At 72.6% G+C, this 20,105-nt stretch carries 15 protein-coding genes; 4 read left to right on the top strand and 11 right to left on the bottom strand.

The features are described 5' to 3' along the window. The first annotated feature begins 11 nt into the window (after positions 1–11). Entirely contained in the window at positions 12–1,457 is a 1,446-nt protein-coding gene (locus H4696_RS08320) for a trypsin-like serine protease (protein ID WP_086862550.1), read from the top strand. Positions 1,458–1,497: 40 nt separating this feature from the next. On the opposite strand, the gene H4696_RS08325 is transcribed toward H4696_RS08320, so the two are convergent. Next, on the bottom strand, positions 1,498–3,036 hold the full coding sequence (locus H4696_RS08325) for a S8 family peptidase (protein ID WP_192782161.1): 1,539 nt from the start codon (positions 3,034–3,036) through the stop codon (positions 1,498–1,500). Positions 3,037–3,296: 260 nt separating this feature from the next. Here H4696_RS08325 and H4696_RS08330 point away from each other — a divergent pair, with 260 nt between their 5' ends. Beyond that, on the top strand, positions 3,297–6,116 hold the full coding sequence (locus H4696_RS08330) for an ATP-binding protein (protein WP_192782162.1): 2,820 nt from the start codon (positions 3,297–3,299) through the stop codon (positions 6,114–6,116). A gap of 4 nt (positions 6,117–6,120) precedes the next feature. Here H4696_RS08330 and H4696_RS08335 read toward each other — a convergent pair whose 3' ends face one another. Further along, entirely contained in the window at positions 6,121–6,576 is a 456-nt protein-coding gene (locus H4696_RS08335) for an ATP-binding protein (protein ID WP_192782163.1), read from the bottom strand. Positions 6,577–6,943: 367 nt separating this feature from the next. Between H4696_RS08335 and H4696_RS08340 the strand changes: the two genes are divergently transcribed. Next, entirely contained in the window at positions 6,944–8,455 is a 1,512-nt protein-coding gene (locus tag H4696_RS08340; protein WP_338078657.1) for a S9 family peptidase, read from the top strand. Here H4696_RS08340 and hpaD read toward each other — a convergent pair. From hpaD to H4696_RS08370, 6 genes are all read right to left on the bottom strand, one after another. After that, positions 8,433–9,476, bottom strand: a complete 1,044-nt coding sequence (gene hpaD, locus H4696_RS08345) for a 3,4-dihydroxyphenylacetate 2,3-dioxygenase (protein ID WP_086864046.1) — start codon at positions 9,474–9,476, stop codon at positions 8,433–8,435. The genes H4696_RS08340 and hpaD overlap by 23 nt on opposite strands. Further along, positions 9,473–10,981 carry a 5-carboxymethyl-2-hydroxymuconate semialdehyde dehydrogenase gene (gene hpaE / locus H4696_RS08350; protein WP_086864045.1) on the bottom strand — a complete coding sequence of 503 codons (1,509 nt, stop codon included), beginning with the start codon at positions 10,979–10,981 and terminating at the stop codon, positions 9,473–9,475. Before hpaE ends, hpaD begins: the two co-directional genes overlap by 4 nt. After that, a complete protein-coding gene (gene dapA, locus H4696_RS08355) occupies positions 10,978–11,925 on the bottom strand; it encodes a 4-hydroxy-tetrahydrodipicolinate synthase (protein ID WP_086864044.1) in 948 nt (315 codons plus the stop codon). The genes hpaE and dapA overlap by 4 nt, the downstream gene beginning before the upstream one ends. 18 nt (positions 11,926–11,943) lie before the next feature. Further along, positions 11,944–12,612: a GntR family transcriptional regulator gene (locus H4696_RS08360; protein ID WP_086864043.1), complete on the bottom strand. Its 669-nt coding sequence runs from the start codon at positions 12,610–12,612 to the stop codon at positions 11,944–11,946. Beyond that, the gene (locus tag H4696_RS08365; protein ID WP_086864042.1) at positions 12,594–14,015 is read right to left on the bottom strand and encodes a fumarylacetoacetate hydrolase family protein; all 1,422 of its coding nucleotides are present in this window, start codon (positions 14,013–14,015) and stop codon (positions 12,594–12,596) included. Before H4696_RS08365 ends, H4696_RS08360 begins: the two co-directional genes overlap by 19 nt. 73 nt (positions 14,016–14,088) lie before the next feature. Then, complete coding sequence (locus H4696_RS08370; protein WP_086864041.1) at positions 14,089–15,525, bottom strand: aldehyde dehydrogenase family protein; 1,437 nt, start codon at positions 15,523–15,525, stop codon at positions 14,089–14,091. 138 nt (positions 15,526–15,663) lie between these two features. Between H4696_RS08370 and H4696_RS08375 the strand changes: the two genes are divergently transcribed. Beyond that, positions 15,664–17,094 (top strand): GMC family oxidoreductase, encoded by a 1,431-nt coding sequence (locus tag H4696_RS08375; protein ID WP_086864040.1) that lies wholly within the window; start codon positions 15,664–15,666, stop codon positions 17,092–17,094. Between the two features lie 56 nt (positions 17,095–17,150). On the opposite strand, the gene H4696_RS08380 is transcribed toward H4696_RS08375, so the two are convergent. The 3 genes from H4696_RS08380 to H4696_RS08390 are packed head-to-tail and all read right to left on the bottom strand — an operon-like array spanning position 17,151 to position 20,099. After that, positions 17,151–18,038 carry an alpha/beta hydrolase gene (locus tag H4696_RS08380; protein ID WP_249027186.1) on the bottom strand — a complete coding sequence of 296 codons (888 nt, stop codon included), beginning with the start codon at positions 18,036–18,038 and terminating at the stop codon, positions 17,151–17,153. Next, entirely contained in the window at positions 18,035–18,985 is a 951-nt protein-coding gene (locus H4696_RS08385) for an aldo/keto reductase (protein ID WP_086864039.1), read from the bottom strand. Before H4696_RS08385 ends, H4696_RS08380 begins: the two co-directional genes overlap by 4 nt. Positions 18,986–18,995: 10 nt before the next feature. Beyond that, positions 18,996–20,099 (bottom strand): zinc-binding dehydrogenase, encoded by a 1,104-nt coding sequence (locus H4696_RS08390; protein WP_086864049.1) that lies wholly within the window; start codon positions 20,097–20,099, stop codon positions 18,996–18,998. Positions 20,100–20,105 lie beyond the last annotated feature (6 nt).

A 20,105-nucleotide genomic window follows, 5' to 3' on the forward strand; every position in this document is an offset into this window, starting at 1 on the left:
AAGGAGCTGCCGTGAACTCGAGACAACGCTTGCTGGGCGCGTTCGCCGCCGTCCTCGCCCTTCCGCTGTTCGCCGTGCCCGCCGCGCACGCCGGCGACAATCCGCCCGCGGTCACCCCGCTCGGCGGGACGCCGCTGCCGGCGGGGGTTTCGCCCTCTTCGGTCGGCGGGACGCCCGCGTCGGTCAAGGACTACCCGTTCATCATCGCGGGGCTGCGGGAGGGCGGGTCGCGGCCGCTCGGGCAGACCTGCACCGGCTCGGTCGTGGCCCCGCGCAAGATCCTCATCGCCGCGCACTGCAAGGCGGCCGAGGGGGAGAAGTCGTTCCTGTACGGGCTCGACGACCTCAGCACCGGCGGCGGCACGGCGATCGGCGTCGTCAGCTACGACACCCACCCCAAGTACGTCAACTTCGACCAGGGTTACGACGTCGCGGTGGTGACCACCGACCGGGACATCCCGGTGCCGGGCGGACAGTACGCGAAGGTCGCCACCTCGGCCGACACCGACCTGAACAAGCCGGGCAAGACCGGGCTGGGCCTCGGCTACGGCAAGAAGGACTTCAACGACGACACCCGCGACGTCACGCTGACGAAGTTCAGCCTGCCGATCGTCGCCGGGAGCAACTGCAGCGGGGTCGGCGCCGGGTTCCAGGAAGCCACCATGATCTGCAGCGGCTACGCCGACGGGCACGTCACGATCCTGCCCGGCGACAGCGGCGGCCCGCTGCTCGTCGACGGCAAGGTCGCCGGGGTCGCGTCGTGGAGCCGCAGCGACTTCAAGTGGTACAGCGTCTACGGCCGCCTCAACAACGACATGGGCGACTGGGTCAAGCAGCAGATCGGCGACGTCACGCCGCCCGAGACGTTCGGTCTCGGCGTCACGCCGGGCACGGTCCAGGCCGAACCGGGCAAGTACGTCTCCGCGTCGGTGACGAGCACCGCCGGGAAGAACGGTCCGGAGCAGGTCGACCTGACCGCCGCCGGCCTGCCCGAAGGCGCCAAGGCGACGTTCCAGCCCGCGACGATCACCTCGGGGGAGACCGCGAAGCTGACCATCGAAACCTCCGCGAGCACTCCGCAAGGGAACTACCCGGTCACGATCACCGGGAAGGGCGCGAGCGGGACGGCGACCGCGAAGCTGACGCTCACCGTCGGCAGCGGCCAGCCGCCCACGGGCGACCTGAAGGTGAGCGTCGACCCCGGCAGCGGGACCGTGCAGCCCGGCTTCTTCGCGACCGCGACGGTCACCGTGTCCGGCGGCACCGGCACCGTGACGCTGTCGGCCACCGGGCTCTCGTTCGCGCCGTTCTTCACCCCCTCCACGCTGAACGGGAGCGGGACGGCGCAGATGCAGGTGGTCGGGCCGTTCCAGCGCGGGACCTACCCGGTCACCGTCACCGCGAAGGACTCGACCGGGAAGACGGCGACGGCGAAGTACACCCTGACTGTCCAATGAGGACGGGGAACGGGGAGGCGGTCGCCTCCCCGTTCCGCGGTCAGAAGGTGATCGTGAAGCCGTCGAGCGTGCCGGTGTCGAAGCGGTAGACGTCCTGCACCCGCAGCTTCCAGGTGCCGTTCGCGGACTCCGCCGCCGCGTTGACCGTGAAGGTGGTGTGGATGCCCGCCGCCGAGCCGGTCCCGCCGGCCTTCTGCAGCGGGTAGACCGCGCCGCTCGGCCCGATCAGGTCGACGGCGAGGTCGCCGGTGTAGGTGTGGCTGATGTCCACCTTCACCGGCAGCGCCGCGGAGGCCTTGCCGTCACAGCCGTCCTGGGTGACCGAACTGGTGACCGCGGCACCGGCGTCCGGAATCGCGACCGGCGTGGTGTTCGACCGGGCCGCGCAGCCCGACGGCGGCGAGCCGCCTCCGATGAAGGACACGTTCAGCAGCTTGTTCGGCGAACCGCTCCCGGCGTTCTTGACGACGCCGGAAGTCGCGCCGCCGACGAGCGCGTCCCGCACCTGCTGCGCCGTGGCGCCCGGGTTGGCCGCCAGGTAGAGCGCGGCCGCGCCGGTGACGTGCGGGGTCGCCATCGACGTGCCGCTCATGTTCGCGCTGCTGCCGTTCGACAGCCCGAGCGACGTGATGTTGTTGCCCGGCGCGAAGATATCGGTGCAGCTGCCGTAGTTGGAGAAGGACGCGCGGTTGTCGTTCTCGTCGGAGGCGTTCACCGTGATCGCCTCGGGGACGTGCGCGGGGCTCGTGTTGCACGCGTCGGTGGAGCTGTTGCCCGCGGCCACCGAGTAGACGATCCCGGCCGCGATCGACCGCTTGATCGCGTCGTCGCCGACCCCGACCTGGTCCATCGTGAGGCTCATGTTCGCCACCGCGGGCTTGACGGCGTTGGCCGTGACCCACTCGATGGCGTCGACCGCGGCGGAGTCCGGGCCGTTGCCGGAGCAGTCGTTGCCGAGCACCTTGAGCCCGACGAGCTTGACCTTCTTGGCGACGCCGTAGGTCTTGCTGCCGATCGTGCCCGCGGTGTGCGTGCCGTGGCCGTTGCAGTCGCTCCCGTTGCCCCCGACGAAGTCCTTGCCGATCGACGCGCGGCCTTCGTACTCCGGGTTGTCCGGCTTGATCCCGGTGTCGAGGTCGTAGGCGGTGACGCCCTCGCCGGTGTTCGGGTAGGTGTAGGAGTTGTCGCGGGGCAGGTTCGCCTGGTCGATCCGGTCCAGCCCCCACGTCGGGTTGGCCTGCGTGCCCGCGATCCGGGCGGTGCCGTCCTCGTAGACGGCCGCGACCGCCGGGTCCGCGGCCAGCCGTCGCGCCTGCTGCGCGGTGAGGTGCCGGGCGGAGAACCCGTGCAGGACCCGGGAGTACGTCGACCGGACCTCGCCGCCGTACCGCCCGGCGAGCGACGCCGGCGCGGCGAGGCCCTGGGTGTCCTTCAGGACCACGATGTACTGGTCGCCGTAGTGCTGCCGGGCCGGGACCACGGCGCCCTCGGGCGACGAGGCGGCCGCCACGCCGGCGGTGGCCAGCGCGGCCACGACCGCCGCGGCGACGGCGCCCGCCTTTCGGTGAACTGTGCGCATGCTTCGACTCCACTCACTCGAACAGGTGAATCGCGGCGCGGTGACCGAGAGCCACCGCCGTCTCACTGTCGGGTGGGCTCACCTGCGCTAACAAGCGAGGCAGCGCCCCGTAGGCCTACGTAACTAATGTCTTTCGCGGTACCCCTACGAAAGTTCCGTGCCCGGTCGTTCGGGTTCCGCGCGCCCGAACGGCGGACTTAAGCTCCGGTCACCGGACAGGGTGGTTCGGTACGCGATGCCGCTTTTCAGGGGGGCGGGGGATGACGGTCCTGATCGGGCGGACGGCCGAGCTGGCCGCATTGGTCTCCGCCGCGCTGTGCCCGCCCGCGGTCCTCGTGCTCGAAGGGGAGGCGGGCACCGGCAAGACCCGGCTGGCCGCCGAACTCCTGGCCCGGCCCGAACTCGCCGGGGCCCGCGTGCTGGCCGGCCGCTGCCGGCCGCAGCGCGAGCCGTTTCCCTGCGGCGTGGTCGTCGAAGCGTTGCGCGACGCCGGGAAGTACCTGCCGTCGGCGCCGCCGCCCGGACCGCTCACCGGCGTCCTCGGCCGCCACCTCCCGGAACTGGCGCCGCTGCTGCCCGCCGCACCGGACCCGCTCGGGGACCGCCGGGCCGAGGCGCACCGGTTCTTCCGCGCCGTCCGCGAGCTGCTGGACGTGCTGGGCCCGCTGGTGCTGGTGCTCGAGGACGTCCAGTGGGCCGACGACGGTTCGCGGCGGCTGCTGCGGTTCCTCATGGGCGACCTGCCGGCCGGGACGGTCCTGCTGGTGAGCTACCGGCCCGAGGACGTGCCGGGCGGGCTCCCGCTGGGCCGCGCGCACCGGCCGGCCCCGGGCAGTTCGACCACGCTGGTCCGGCTCGGCCCCCTCGAGCCGGACGGCGTGCGGCAGCTGGCCTCGGCCCTGCTCGGCGAGCCCGGCGTCTCCGACGCCTTCGCGGCCCGGCTGCACGAACGGACGGCCGGAATTCCGTTCGTCGTCGAGGAAGTCGTGCACGCGCTGCCGGGCCCGGTCACCGACGGGGCACTGGACGCGGTCGAGGTGCCCACGCTGGTGCGTGAAGCGACCGTCGAGCGGCTCGGGTCGTTGCCGCTCGTGGCCCGGCGGATCGCCGAAGCCGCCGCGGTGCTCGGCGAGCCCGCGCCGGTCGAGCTGCTGACGGCGGTCGCGGGGCTGGGCGCGACCCGCGGCCGGCAGGCGCTCGTGCTGGCCCTGGAACGGGCAGTGCTGGTCGAGGCCGCCGAGTGCCGCTACGGGTACCGGCACGACTTCGCGCGGCGAGCGGCGTACGGCACGATCCCCGGGCCGGTGCGGCAGGAACTGCACCGGCGGGCCGTCCGCGAGCTGGCTGGACGGCGCCCGGAGCCGTGGCTGCGGCTGGCCGAGCACAGCCGGAAGGCCGGGAACGCGGCCGACGCGTTGCGCTACGGCGAAGCCGCGGCCGACCGCGCGATCGACGCGGGGGACCCGGCGACCGCGATCGGCCTGCTGCGCGCGCTGCTGGCCGGGCCGGAGCTCGATCCGTCCGATGTGGACAGACTGGCGGCGAAACTGGCGTCCGTGGCCGCGAACGGCGTTTCGCAGGCGGAAGTCATCGCGACGCTCGAAGGGCTGCTGTCCGGCGACCGGCTGTCCGGGCGGCTGTCGGCGGAGATCCGGCTGAGCCTCGGGTTGCTGCTGGCCCGGCAGGCCGGCGGCCTGGAGGCGGCACGCGCCGAGATCGAAGTGGCGCTGCCGGGCCTCGGGCACCGGCCGGACCTCGCCGGACGCGCCATGGCGGTGCTCGCGCAGCCGTGGATCGGCGCGACGCCGTTGCGCGCGCACCTGCCGTGGCTCGACCGGGTCGACGGGCTCATCGCCACCGCGGCCGACGCGCGGCTGCGGCTGACACTGATGGCCAACAACATCCCGTCGCGCCTGCACATCGGCGACCCGCGCGCGTGGGCGGCGCTCGACGCGGCTCCGGTGAGCGCCGGGTCGGCCGAGGAGCAGCGCCAGCTCGCGCGGCTGTACTGCAACGCCGCCGACGCGGGCGCGTGGACCGGGCACCACCGCCGCGCGCGCGGCCTGCTGGAACGCGGGATGCAGCTCGCGGCCGACGCCGGGACGCCGTACGTCGTCAGCACGGCCCGGACCACCGGCGTGCACATCGACTGGCTGAGCGGCGCGTGGGCCGGGCTCGACGAGCGGGCGCGGGCGCTGCTGGCGGAGTACCGCGACCTGCTGCCGGTGAGCAGCGAGCTGTCGCTGGTCCTGGGCCTGCTCGCGAGCGCGCGCGGTGCCTGGGACCGGGCCGCCGCGTGCTTCGCGGTGACCGGGGTCGACCGGCCGGAGAACGCGTTCACGCCGGTGGTCGTCGCCGCGCACGGCGGGATCGCCGGGATGCTGCTGGCCCAGGAGGCCACCGAGGCGGCGGCCGCCGAAGCCGCGCGCGGCCTGGAACTGGTGCGCACCAAGGGCGTCTGGGCGTGGTCGGGCGACCTGGTCCCGGCGGCGGTGGTGGCGTTCTGCCGGACCGGCCGCGCGAGCGAAGCCCGTGACGTGCTCGCCGAGCTCGACCGCGAGACCCGCGACCTGGCGGCACCGATGGCCCGGGCGGTCCTCACCGAGGGCCGCGGGATCGTCGCGGCCCACGACGGCGACGTTGCCGCGGCGGCCGGGTTGTTCGACGAGGCCCGTGCCCGCTACGAGCGCCTCTCGGCGCCGTACCCAGCCGCACTGGCGGCCGAACGCCGGGCGCGCTGCCGCTTCGAGGCCGGCGACCTGGCCGCGGCGGGCGAGTTCGGCGACCTGGCCGACGCGTTCGCCGCACTGGGCGCGACCCGCGACGCGGCCCGCTGCCGCCACACGTTCCGCTCGACGGGCGCGACCGCCCCGTCCCGCCGCGGCCGCCGCGGCTACGGCGACGAACTGTCCCCGCGCGAGCGCGACGTGGCCCGCTTGCTCACCGACGGGCACACGAACCGGGAGATCGCGGAGGTCCTGTTCCTGTCGCGGCGCACGGTCGAGCAGCACGTCGCGAACGTGCTGCGGAAGCTGAAGGTGCGGTCGCGGGGCGAGCTCGTGGGCGTGCGGACCGGGTGAGCGGTCAGCGGAAGAGACGGACGGGCACCAGCGCCCAGACGGTCTTCCCCGCCGCGCCGCCGCGGACGCCCCAGCCGTGGGAGAGCTGGCTGACCAGCCGTAGGCCGTGCCCGTTCCCGGCCGCCACCCGTTCGATCGCCGGGTCCTCGTCGGACACCTCGACCAGCAGGCCACGGCGTTCGCGGGTGATCCACAGGCGCGACGGCCGCCCGGTGTGCGCGTAGGCGTTGCCGACGAGTTCGTCGACCACCAGGAGCAGTGCCCCGAGCAGTTCGCCCCGCGGTAGCCCGAAGCCGAGGCAGTCGGCGACGGTCGAGCGGATCCGCCGCAGCGGGGGTCTCGTGGTGAGGTCGATCGTCAGCTCCGCGGCCACGGCTATCCGCAGGCTGAGCCAGTCCACGATCTGCGCCCACTCCGGTGGCAGTGGCCCGAGGTCCTCCGAGCCCGCCGTTTCGGCCATGCGCACCACCCACCTCTCGGGAGGGGTTCGGGGCCGTGGGGCCGTCGGATGGGTCGGCGGTGGCGTGCCGGAAAGGAACCCGGGCAGACTGGAGCCGGTGACCGAACGCGAGCTGACAGCGCAGACAGTGGTCGACCGCGAGATCCCGGCCGAGCCGCGCCTTTCCCCGGATGGCCGTTGGGTGGCCTTCGTGACGTCGCCGGTCGGGAGGGTGGGCGGGCACCGATCGAGCACGCTCTGGCTGGCTCCGGCCGATGGCACCGAGCCACTTCGTCCGTTGACTCCGGGCACGGCCAATTGCTTCGGGCCGCGGTGGGCGCCGGACTCGGGTTCGGTGTTCTTTCTGTCGGACTCGGCGGAGCGTGGGGTGGCGCAGCTTTACCGGGCCGGACTGAACGGGGCTGCGGCTGAGCGGCTGACGGACTTCCCGGGTGGGCTGACGGCCTTCGCGCCGGTGCCCGGCGGAACCACGGTGGCGCTGGTCGCGCCGGGCTCTGAAACACAAGCCGGCCCCGACCGGCTCTGGCTGCTCGACCTCGCCACCCGCACCATCCGCTCCCTCGGCCACCTGAACGACCGCCACGTCCGCGAAGTCGCCCCCAGGCCCGACGGGCTAGCTCTCGCCGTCCTCACCTGGGCGACCGCCGACCGGGAGCCGGGGGTCTTCGAGCCCGGCCTGTTCCTCGTCGACGTCGCCACCGGGGCCACCGAAGACCTCGGCACCCCCGCGCTCGAAGCCGCCGACCTCGTCTGGTGGCGCCACGAAAACGCGTGGCAGCTCGGCTACCGCGGCCTCACCCCACCCGGGCTGGTGGGCGGCCACGCCGTTTTCGCCGTGCCCGGGCACCGGAACCTCACCGCGGGCGCCACCTCCTGCCCGATCGAACTCGCGCCGGGCCCGCACGTGTTGTTCGCCGACGGGCTGGACACCACGGTCCGCCGTCTCGATTCCGCCACCGGGACGTTCGTCGAAGTCGAGCGGGCCCGCGGCTCCCTATCCGGGCTCAGCGTCAGCGACGCGGGCACCTTCGCCGTCATCGCGAGCGCTGGGAACGAACCCGAGGAAGTCCGGACGCAGTGCACGATCAGCCGGACCGGGCCCACGGGAATCCGCTGGGGGAGCCAAGAACGCCTGCACTACGCGGCGAAAGACGGCACCGATCTCGACGGCCTGCTCGTCCTCCCACCGGGGAAGACCACGGCGGACGGCCCGTTCCCCCTGGTGACGCTCGTCCACGGCGGCCCGTATGACCGCTACGCCGACCGCCTCAACCTGAGCTGGTACCCCTCCGGCCAGTGGCTCGCCGCCGCCGGATTCGCCGTCTTCCTGCCGAATCCACGAGGCAGCATGGGCCGGGGTCACGCCTTCGCCGCCGAGGTCGCCGGGGACGTCGGCGGCGCCGAATTCGGCGACGTCCTCACCGGCATCGATCTGCTCGTGGAACGCGGGATCGCCGACGAAAACCGGCTCGGGATCGGGGGCGGCAGCCACGGGGGTTTCCTCGCTGCCTGGGCCGTCGGGCAGACCGATCGGTTCGTGGCCGCTGTCGTCCTGGCCGGGGTCATCGACTGGCCGCTCCTCGCCGAGACCGGGGAGCACAGCCGGTTCGAAGCCGCGCTGGGCGGGAAGCAGCAGAGCCCGATCACCCACGCCCACCGGATCCGCACACCCGTGCTCATCCTGCACGGCGAGGACGACACGAACGTCCCGCTCTCCCAAGCCGAACTCCTGCACCGCGCCCTCGGGGACCGCGAGCACGAGTTCGTCGTCTACCCCCGGGAGAACCACTCGATCCGCGAACGCGAGCACCAGATCGACGTCCTGCACCGCACGCGCGAGTGGTTCTCCCGGTGGCTCACACCTGCTCGCCCAGCTTGAACTCCGCCTCTCCGGTGCGGAAGGAGAACCCGTCCGCGCCGATGGTGACGTCGGCTTCGCGCGGCTCGGACCGGGCCAGGACCGGCTGGACCGCGCCGTCGAGGTCCAGCACCACCGACGCGTCGGTGTACCAGCTCGGCACCACCGGGTTGCCCCACCAGTCGCGGCGCTGGTTGTCATGGACGTCCCAGGTGATCACCGGGTTGTCCGGGTCGCCGGTGTAGTAGTCGTGCGTGTAGATCTCGATGCGGTGCCCGTCGGGGTCGCGCACGTACAGGTAGAACGCGTTCGACACGCCGTGGCGGCCCGGCCCGCGCTCGATCATCCCGGACTTGCGCAGGGCGCCCAGGTGGTCGCAGATGTGCAGGATCTGGTGCCGCTCGTGCGACGCGAACGCGATGTGGTGCAGCCGCGGGCCGTCGCCGCCGGTCAGGGCGACGTCGTGGACCGTCGGCTTGCGGAACATCCACGCCGCGTACACCGTGCCCTCGTCGTCCTTGATGTCCTCCGACACGCGGAAACCCAGGCCCTCGTAGTACTTCCGGGCCGCCGGGACGTCCGGGGTGTCCAGGTTGAAGTGGTCCAACCGCGACAGTGCACCGGCGCCGTGGACGTCGTAGCGCTGCGTGAACCGCTCGACGTGCTCGGCCTCGTGGAAGAACTCCACCGGGAAGCCGAGCGGGTCGACGATCCGCACGGCCTCGCCGATGCCGCGTGTCGCACCGGCCGGGCGCCGCTCCGCCCGGACGCCGAGCGCGCGGTAGTACTCCTCGGCGAGGTCGAGGTCGCCGGGCGTGCGCACCCGGTAGGCCAGCACGCCGAGCGCGGCCGCCGGCCCCTTGCGCAGCACCAGCGAATGGTGGAGGTACTCCTCGAACGCCCGCAGGTACAGCGCGTCCGCGTCCTCGTGGGTGACGACGAGCCCGAGCACGTCGACGTAGAACGCCCGTGACGCCGCCAGATCGGTGACGACGAGCTCGGCGTAGGCGCAGCGGATGACGTCCGGTGGCGTGGCGGTCATGACTGTCCCTTCCGGACGGTCCCGAAGCGGGCGGTGTGCACCGGCCCGAGCGAAACGTGGATCGCCTGCTGGTGGGTGTAGAAGTCGAGCGAGCGGTAGCCGCCTTCGTGGCCGAGGCCGGACGCCTTGACCCCGCCGAACGGCGTCCGCAGGTCGCGGACGTTGTGCGAGTTCAGCCAGACCATCCCGGCTTCGACCGACTGCGCGAAGGTGTGCGCCCGCTGCAGGTCCGACGTCCACAGGTAGGCGGCCAGCCCGTACTTGACGTCGTTGGCCAGCGCCAGCGCCTCGGTTTCGGTGTCGAACGGCGTCAAGGCGACCACCGGCCCGAAGATCTCCTCCTGGAAGATCCGTGCGGTCGAAGGGACATCGGCGAACACCGTCGGTGCGACGTAGTTTCCGCTGTCCAATCCGGACGGACGCCCGCCGCCCGCGAGCAAGTGGCCTTCGGACTTGCCCAGCTCGACGTACCGCATGACCTTGTCGTAGTGCTCGGGGTGCACCAGTGCGCCGACTTCAGTGGCCGGGTCGTGCGGATCACCGACGACGATGTTCCGCGCCCGCTCGGCGTACCGGGCGCAGAACTCCTCGTAGACCGGGCGCTCGACGAGGATCCGGCTGCCCGCGGTGCAGCGCTCGCCGTTGAGGGAGAACACGCCGAAGAGCGTCGAGTCGAGGGCCGCGTCGAGGTCGGCGTCGGCGAACACGATGGCCGGGGACTTGCCGCCCAGCTCCATCGACATGCCCTTGAGGTGGGCCGCGCAGTTGCGGTAGATCGTCTGCCCGGTCGTGGTTTCGCCGGTGAACGAGATCAGCGGGACTCCCCTGTGCTTGACGAGCGCGTCGCCCGCCTCCTCGCCGAAGCCGTTGACCAGGTTGAAGACACCGGAAGGCAGCCCCGCGCCGGCGAAGATCCCCGCCCACAGGCTCGCCGAGAGCGGCGTGAACTCCGCCGGCTTCAGTACCACCGTGCAGCCCGACGCCAGTGCGGGCGCGAGCTTCCAGCTCTCCAGCATGAACGGGGTGTTCCACGGCGTGATCAGCCCGGCGACCCCGACCGGCTTGCGGTGCACGTAGTTCACCTGCCGCCCGGGCACCTGGTAGGTGTCGTCGGCCTGCGCCACGACGAGGTCGGCGAAGAACCGGAAGTTCTCGGCCGCGCGCTGCGCCTGCCCCAGCGCCTGGGTGATCGGCAGGCCGGTGTCGAACGTCTCCAGCTCGGCCAGCCGCTTGTCCTGCGCTTCGACGGCGTCGGCGATCTTGTTCAAGATCCGCGCGCGGGCCCGCGGCAGCATCCGCGGCCACGGCCCGTCGGTGAAAGCCTTCCGAGCCGCGGCGACCGCACGGTCGACGTCCTCGGCCTGGCCCGCGGCCGCGGTGACGTACGGGGTGTTGGACACCGGGTCGAGCACGTCGAACGTCTTGCCCGACACGCTGTCGACGAACTCACCGCCGATGTAGTGCTTCAGCTCGCCCGGCAGTCCGTCCGGGACGTAGTGGGTCATTGCTTTCCTTCCACGGTGAAGCCCTCGACCGGGCTGAGGTAGGGAGCGCCTTCGGCCATCAGGTCCTTGATCCGGGCGACGCCGGACTCGGTCGGCGTGATCAGCGGCGGCCGCACGTGCCCGGACGCGATCAGCCCGCGCTGTTCGAGCACCCACTTCCCGGGCGCCGGGTTGGTTTCGACGAACAGCAGGTCGACGAGCGGGTGCAGGCCGTAGTGGATTTCCCGTGCCCGCTCGTGGTCGCCGGACTGCCACGCCGTGAACATCTCCGAACAGGCGGCCGGGGCGATGTTGGCCGTCGCGCTGACGAACCCGGCGCCGCCGAGGGCCAGCAGCGGCAGGCACAGCAGCTCGATCCCGGACCACACCAGCAGGCTCCGGCCGCACAGGTGCAGCACGCGGGAGAAGTGCTCGAAGTCCTTCGTCGTCTCCTTGATCCCGACGAAGTTTTCGCACGAGCGGAACAGCCGCGCGACCGTTTCCGGCGCGAGGTCGACCGCGGTGCGGCTCGGCACGTTGTAGGCGACGATCGGCAGGTCCGGGAACTCCCGGCAGACCGTGCGGTACCAGACGAACAGCGCGTCCTGCGTCGGCCGCGCGTAGTACGGCGTGATGACGAGCGCGGCGTCGATCCCCGCGTCCTGCGCGAGCGCCGTCAGCTCGAGCGTTTCGTCGAGCTTCGCCGAGCCTGTGCCGGGCACGAACGGGACGCGGTCGGCCACCACGGCGGCCACCGTGCGGATGGCCTCGGCGCGTTCGGCGACGGTCTGCGAACCGGGTTCGCCGGTGGAGCCGCCGATCGAGATGCCGTGCGAGCCAGAGGCGAGCTGCCAGCGCACGAGGTTCTCGAGACCGGCGTGATCGACGGCCCCCTCGGCGGTGAACGGCGTCATCAGCGGCGCGATCGACCCGCGGACGGCCTGGGGATCGGAGCGGAATCGCATGGGTTTCCCTTCCTGGGGTCAGTGGCGGCGGTGGGCGAGGAACGCGTCCAGGGTGGCCAGCCGGTGGGCGCGGACGGCCTGTTCGACTTCGGCGGCGGGAGCGCCGTTCTCGAGCAGGGCGAGGATGGCTTCGTGCTCGGCGACCGACTCGCGGGCCCGGCCGGGCACGAAGCTGAACGTCGAGGTGCGCAGGCCGCTCAGCCGGTCCCAGCCGCGCCGGACCAGGTCGAGGACCTGTGGGTTCGGGCAGGCGCCGAACAGCACGGTGTGGAAGTCGCGGTTGAGCCCGGTGAACCGGGCCGGTTCGAAGTGCCCGAGGCAGTCCGCCAGCTCGGCGTTGAGTGCACGGGCTTCGGCCAGCGCGCCGGGCGGGAGGACGGGCGCGGCGAGTGCGGCGGCGTAGCCCTCGACCAGCGCGAGGGTCTGCATCGTGTGCTGGTACTCGCTTTCGTCGACCATCGCGACCTGCGCGCCGACGTTGCGCTCGAACGTCACCAGCCCTTCGGCTTCCAGCAGCCGGATCGCCTCGCGGATCGGGACGACGCTGACGCCGAGCTCTTGGGCGAGCTGGCCGAGGACGAGCCGGTAGCCGGGGGAGAAGGTGCCGTCGGCGATCCGGGCCTTGATCCATTCGTAGGCGATCCGCGACTTGCTCATCGCGGTGCCGTTCACCGTTTCGCGAGCCATGCGGCGTACCTCCCGCGCCAGTGCTCGTCCATCGGGTAGAGGCCCTCGACGCGTTCGCCGGCGGCGACCTGCTCGGCGATGAACGTCTCCTGGAGTTCCTGCTCGATCGCCGCGTCGACGACCTCCTCGACCAGGTCCGGCGGGATGACCAGGACGCCGTCGCCGTCGCCGACGATGACGTCGCCGGGGCAGACGGCCGCGCCACCGCAGGCGATCGCGACGTCGACGTCCCACGGCACGTGCCGGCGGCCGAGCACCGCCGGGTGCGGGCCCGCGTGGTAGGTCGGAATGTCCAAAGCGGACACCGCGGCGAGGTCGCGCACCCCGCCGTCGGTGACGATCCCGGCCGCGCCGCGCACCTGCGCCCGCAGCGCGAGGATGTCGCCGACGGTGCCGGTGCCGCGTTCGCCGCGGGCCTCCATGACGAGGACGTCGCCGGGGCCGAGCGCGTCGATCGCGCGCTTCTGCGCGTTGTAGCCGCCGCCGCGGGACTTGAACAGGTCCTCGCGGTAGGGCAGGTACCGCAGGGTCCGCGCGCGGCCGGTCAGCCGGGTGCCCGGGCGGGTCGAGGTCAGCCCGTCGATCGACACGGCGTTGTAGCCGCGCTTGCGCAGCTGCGCGGACAGCGTCGCGGTGCCGACGGATTCGATCTTCTCGCGCAGCTCCGGCGTCAGCTCGAAGCCCGGCTCGGCGGCGCCGTACGCGTCCGCCCGCTGCTGCTCGTCCACGCGGGGGAGGGCGCCGTACGGTCCGAAGGGGACGGTCCCGTCGGCGATCGGGGTGACGAGCCGCCCGGTGGTGTGCCCGTCGCAGTCGACCTCGACCTCGACGACGTCGCCGGGGATGGCGACCGACGCGCCCGCGGGGGTGCCGGTCAGGACGACGTCGCCGGGTTCGAGGGTGATCAGCTGCGAAAGGTCCGCGACCAGCCGCCCGAAATCGAAGAGCAGGTCGCCGGTGGAGTCCTGTTGGACCAGTTCGCCGTTGAGCCAGGTCCGCAGCCGCAGCGCGGCCGGGTCGACGTCGGCGGCGGGCAGGACCGCGGGGCCGAGCGGGGTGAAGCCGTCGCCGCCCTTCGAGCGCAGGTTGCTGCCCTTGTCGGCGTAGCGGAGGTCGTAGACGCCGAAGTCGTTGGCCGCGGTGACACCGCCGACGTACGACCAGCCTTCCGCGGGCGTGACGCGGCGGGCGGTGCGGCCGATGACCAGCGCGATCTCGCCTTCGAAGCCCAGCAGCTCGGTCCCCGCCGGGCGCTCGAGCGCGGTTCCGCTCGCCGCCACGGACGTCGGCGGCTTGAGGAAGTACGACGGCTGCTCCGGCACCCGGCCGCGCTGGGCGGCGCGGGAGCGGTAGTTGAGGTGCAGCGCGATGATCTTGCCGGGCCGCTGCGGAAGGGTCGTCATCCGTCGTCCTGACTGCTGGTTCGGAGAAGGTATCTTAAATAATATACGATCTGTGGCGCGGGGAAACCCCCTTTCACCCGCCGTAGTGCAGCCAGACGGCCTTCGTCTCGGTGTACGCGTCGAGCGCCCAGGGGCCCATTTCGCGACCCCAGCCGGACGCCTTGTAGCCACCCCACGGCGCCGCCATGTCCGGGATCGGCGGCATGTTGACGAAGACCGCGCCGGCCCGGATGCCGTCGGCGTAGCGCTGGGCCGTGCGCAGGTCGCGGGTCCACACCGTGGCGGCGAGGCCGTATTCGGTGTCGTTGGCGCGGTGTAGCGGCTCGTCGCTGTCGTCGTAGGCCGTCACGGCCAGGACCGGGCCGAAGATCTCTTCGCGCATGATTGCCATGTCGTCGCGCACTTCGGCGAACAGTGTCGGGGCGTAGAAGTAGCCGTCGCCGTCGACCGGGTTCCCGCCGGTGACCAGGTCGGCGCCTTGCTCACGGCCGGTGCTGACGAGGAAGTCGACGTGTTCGCGGTGCTTGGCCGACACCAGCGGGCCGAGCTGCGTGGTCTCCTCGGTGCCCGGCCCGAGCCGCAGGCTTTCCAGGCCGCGCGCCATTTTGTCCACGAACTCCTGCTCGCGCTTGCGGTCGACGTAGAAGCGCGTGTAGGCCGCGCACACCTGGCCGGTGTTGAGCGTCGCCCCGGCGAGGTTGCCCGCGACGGCGGCGTCGATGTCGGCGTCGGCCGCGATGATGCTCGGGGCCTTCCCGCCGAGTTCGAGGGTGAGCCGCTTGAGGTTGGACGCCGCGCTCGCCGCGGTGATCAGCTTCCCGACGGCGGTGGACCCGGTGTAGGAGACGTGGTCGACGTCCGCGTGCTCGGTCAGCAGGGCCCCGACCGCGCCGTCGCCGGTGACGAGGTTGACCACGCCGGGCGGGATCCCGGCTTCGTGGACCAGTTCGACCAGCCGGATGCTGGTCAGCGGCGTGACCTCGCTGGGCTTGATCACCACCGTGTTGCCGGTCGCCAGCGCCGGCGCGAGCTTCCAGGCGAGGATCATCAGCGGGAAGTTCCACGGCGTGATCAGCGCGTTCACCCCGACCGGCTCGCGGCGGGTGTAGTGCAGCGTGTCGGGGAAGGACACCGGGTTCGTGGTGCCCTGCAATTTCGTGACCCAGCCGGCGAAGTAGCGGAAGTGCTCCGCCGTGCCGGTCACGCTCACCTGCCGGGACACCCCGATCGGCTGGCCCTGGTCGAGCGTCTCCAGGCGGGCCAGTTCTTCGTGGTGCCGCTCGACGAGGTCGGCCAGCCGGAACAGGAGCGCGGCGCGCTGCACCGGGAGCAGCCCGGCCCACGCGGGCGCGGTGAGCGCGCGCCGGGCGGCCGCGACGGCGGCGTCGACGTCGGACCGCGAAGCCGTGCCGACCTCTTCGATGACCCGGCCGGTGGCGGGATCGCGGGTCGGGAGCGCGCCGCCGCCGGCTTCGGTCCACTGTCCGTCGATGCAGAGGCGTGTCGCCATCCCGTTGTCCTCCTCGGCCTGGGGTGAGCCGAGTATCGGGCGGCCGGGCGCCGCGGGTCTTGTCCGCTCCCGCACGCCCGTTGACCGACCGCGAAGGAATACCGCGGGGCGTCCGGGACACGCATCAGGCTGGGAGGCATGGACGTGATCGTGGTGGGCGCCGGCTCGGCCGGTTCGGTGGTGGCGCGGCGGCTGGTCGACGCGGGCGCGGCGGTGACGCTGCTGGAGGCGGGTGGCGAGGACGTCAACCCGGCGATCCATGACCCGGCACGGGCGGGGGAGCTGTGGCACGGGCCGGAGGACTGGGACCTGTACACGGTTCCGCAGGAGCACGCGGCCCACCGGCGGCTGCACCTGCCGCGGGGCAAGGTCCTCGGCGGCTCGCACGCGCTCAACGCGATGATCTGGGTCCGCGGCGCGCCCGCCGACTACGACGGCTGGGGCTTGCCCGGCTGGACCTGGGCCGACGTCGAGCCGGTGTTCGACCGGATCGAAAAGGACCTGCTCGACGTCGTCCCGAACGAGCCGCTGCACCCGATCCAGCGGTCCATAGTGGACGCTTGCCGCTCGGTGGGCTTGCCGTTCAACGCGGACTACAACAGCGGGACGTTGGACGGGGTGTCCGTCGAGCGGATCACCCTGCGGGGCGGACGGAGGTTCAATACCTGGCACGCTTACGGCGCACCGGTTGCCGCGCGGATGACCGTCCACACGGGAGCCTTGGTGCACCGGCTGCGGTTCTCCGGAACCCGCGTGACCGGCGTCGAAGTCTCCCTCGATGGGGTGCCGCGGGAGCTTTCGGCCGATCTGGTGGTGCTCGCGGCGGGTGCGCTGGCCTCTCCGGCGATCCTGCTGCGCAGCGGCGTCGGCCCCGCGGACGAGCTGGCCGGGCTCGGCATCGACGTCGTCGCGGACCTGCCCGGCGTCGGGCGCAACCTGCACGATCACCTGCTCTCCCCGGTGATCTTCTCGACTTCCCGCGAGGTCTCGCCGTCGCCGGGCCGGCCGGTGACGCAGGTGCACTGGTTCTGGCGCAGCCGGGACGGGCTCGCGGTGCCGGACACCCAGCCGATCTGCTTCAGCGTGCCGATGTACGAGCCGTGGATGTCCGGGCCGCCGACGGGCTTTTCGCTGATGGCCGGGATGGTGTCGCCGGAGAGCCGGGGCAGCCTGCGCCTGGCGCCGGACGGCTCGCCGCTGATCGACCTCGCGGCCCTCTCGGCGCCGGCGGACTTCGAGAGCTTGGCGGCTTCGGTCGGGCAGTGCCTCGAGGTCGGCCAGGCCCCGGCGCTGGCGGAGGAGTGGGGCGCGCGCCCGCGGTACCCGGCGCCGGGCGACGACGTCCGGGAGTACGTCCGGCGGACCGCGATCACGTACCACCACCAGGTCGGCACCTGCCGGATGGGCACCGGACCGGAGTCGGTGGTGGACCCTCGGCTGGCGGTGCACGGTCTCGACGGGCTGGTCGTCGCGGACGCGTCGGTGCTGCCCCGGGTGACCACGGGCAACACCAACGCGCCGGCGGTGCTCGTCGGCGAGCAGGCCGCTCGGTTCATTCTCGGGAGCTGAGCAGCCGCGGCGGTGTCTTGAATGAGTCATTCAGGACCGCCGAAGACCTGAATGACTCATTCAAGACACGTCGCCCGGGATGCGTCGGCCGCGTTTTCACCCACGACCTCCCGTGTCTGGAGCACCCGGCGGAACCACGAGGACCGCGCCGCCAGAGCCGCCCGGGTCACCTCCGCCTCCGGGGCGAAGCGGTCGAAGCCGTGGTGCGCGCCCGCCCAGACGTGCAGCTCGGTCGGGACTCCCGCCTGGGCGAGCCGCTGGGCGTACGCCACGTCCTCGTCGCGGAACAGCTCCGCCCCGCCGACCTCGACGAACGCCGGGGGTAGGCCGCTGAGATCGGCCATGCGCGCCGGGGCCGCGTACGGCGAGGTCTGCCCGGCGAGGAGGCTGCGCCAGCCGAAGTCGTTGGCCTCCCGTGTCCACACCAGGTCCGGAAGGTCCGCCGACGTCCGGTCGTCGAGCATCGGGCACAGCAGCAGCTGCCCGGTCAGCGCCGGCCCACCCCGGTCGCGCGCGAGCAGCGCGACTCCCGCGCTCAGCCCGCCGCCCGCGCTACCTCCGCCCACGATCAGCCGCTCGAAGCCGAACGTCTCCGCGAACCACACCAGACCGGCGTAGCAGTCTTCGAGCGGCGCGGGGTGGGGGTGCTCGGGCGCGAGCCGGTACTCGACGGTCGCGCAGACGAACCCGAACTCTTCGATCAGCGGCACCAGCCGCGGCAGGTCGGCGAAGCGGTCGTCCAGCACCATGCCGCCGCCGTGGATGCTGTACAGCCCGGGCGCGTCCGGCCGCGCGTGCCGGGGGCGCAGGACCGTGACGCCCACGCCGCCGTCGAGGACGTGGTCCGACCACACGATGTCGCGGTCGCCGATCGCCTCCTCCGGGGTGAGGTTGCGCAGCGACGCGCGGACTTCGGCCAGGGTTTCGGCGGACAGCTCGATCACGGGCCCTCCGGATCGACGACGCCGCGGTCGGCCCAGAACGGCTCCACCAGCGCGCGCAGTTCCGCCGCACCGACGCGCTCGACCAGCGAGACCGCCGCCAGGTTGTCTTCGAGCTGCTTGACGCTGGTGGCACCGAACAACGTCGTCGTGTTCGCCGGGTGCGTGAGGGTGAACGCCAGGCACAGCTGGGCCGGCGTCGCCCCGACGCTCTCGGCCGCCTTCGCGAGGTCCGCGGCCGAGTCCGCGATCCGCTGCCGGACGTCCCCGGGGTCCCGGCCGACCTGGCGGCCGCCCTTCCCGAGCAGGATCCCGCCCTCGAACACGTCGGACGCCTGGAGCGAGACGCCGAGTTCGCCGAATACCGAAGCGAACGGAGCACCGTCCGGAATGGACCGTCGCGCCACGCTGTACTTCAGCTGGGCGATCGCCGGACCGGGGACGCCGTCGGCGGCGGCGAAGTCGTGGACCGCCTTGATCGCCGAAGCCGACCAGTTGTTGACGCCCCACTGCCCGATCAGGCCCGCCGAGCGCAGTGCCGCGAGGTCCGTGACGAGCGCATGGAGGTCGGTGTCGTCACGGCGGAGGTCGCCGAGGATCACCAGATCGGCGTGCGAGACGCCGGCGCGGAAGAAAGCGTTCTCCAGCTGCGCGCGCAGGCTGTGCTCCGGATAGCCCTCCAGCCACAGCTTCGCGGACAGCAGGTAGTCCTCCCGGCGCAGGCCCGCGGCACGGACCATCGCCGAGAACAGCACGTCGGTGAACACCGGCGGGGCGCCGGGGAGGCCGTAGACGCCGACGTCGAACAGGGTGATCCCGGCGTCGATCGCCCTCTGCAGCAACGATACCGCTTCGCGGAAGTCCATCCGGTCGAACGTGTGCCAGGAGCCGAGGGACAGGACGCCGGTGGCCGGCCCGTCGCGGCCGATGCGGCGCTGGGGGATGCGCACGAAAACCCTCCTAGGGCAGTCGGGGGTCGATGACGGCTTTGAGCTCGCCGAGCCGGGACATCGACTCGACGGCGGCGGACGCGCCGGCCAGCCCGACCGGCGCGCTGAACAGCTCGTGCCACGGCATCCGGCCGGCGAAGGCGCGGAAGAACTCGACCGAGCGGTGGTAGTCGGCGATGTCGCCGTTGAGGGATCCGGCGATGGTGAGCTCCTTGCCCATCACCGTGCCCAGCGGCACGGGGGACGGCACCGGGCCGGTTGAGCCGACGATCGCGACCGTCCCGCGCTGGGCGGCGAACGCGACGGCCTCCTCGCCGATCGTCGGGCCGCCCGCGAAGTCGAAGACGTGGTCGGCGCCGCGGCCCCCGGTGAGTTCGCGGACCTGCTCGATGCGTTCCTCCGAAGTGGACTCGACGGGTACGGTCGCCGTGGCCCCGAACCGCTCGGCCGCCGCCAGACGCGATGCCGGGCCGCCGACGGTGATCACCACCCCGGCGCCGCACAGCCGCGCGACCGCCGTGGCGAACACGCCGAGCGCGCCCGCGCCCTGGACCACGACTGTCGCGTTCGGACGGATGCCGCCGGAGCGGGCGACCGCGCGCAGCACGGTCTTGCCCGCGCAGCCGGACATCGACGCCCACGTGTCCTCGACGTCGTCCGGGAGCAGCAGCTTCGCCGCGCCGGGCGTGACGTAGCAGTAGCGGGCCAGGCCGCCGGTCGCGTACGGGAACCGGTCCGCGCGCTGGAGGAAGCCGTAACCGCGGCGCTCGCACGCGACCGGCTCGCGCAGGATCGTGCAGCCGTGGCACTTCCCGCACGTGGACTCGGACCAGCCGATGCGGTCGCCGGGCTTGAGGTCGCGGCCGAGGGTGTCGGTGGTGCCGGGTCCGGTGGCGACGACTTCGCCGACCATTTCGTGACCCAGCACCATCGGCAGCATGCCGGGGACGCTCATTTCCCCCGACCAGAGGTGGACGTCGGTGCCGCACAACGTGGTGCAGGTGAGCCGGACGAGCGCGGCGCCGGGTTCCGGATCCGCCGGCAGGGGGAGTTCGCGCAGTTCGAGGGGCGCGCGGTGGCCGGTGAGAACGGCGGCCTCCGTGTGGGTGGGCAGGGCCAT

It is taken from the genome of Amycolatopsis lexingtonensis (assembly GCF_014873755.1).
In the GTDB taxonomy this organism is placed as follows: domain Bacteria; phylum Actinomycetota; class Actinomycetes; order Mycobacteriales; family Pseudonocardiaceae; genus Amycolatopsis; species Amycolatopsis lexingtonensis.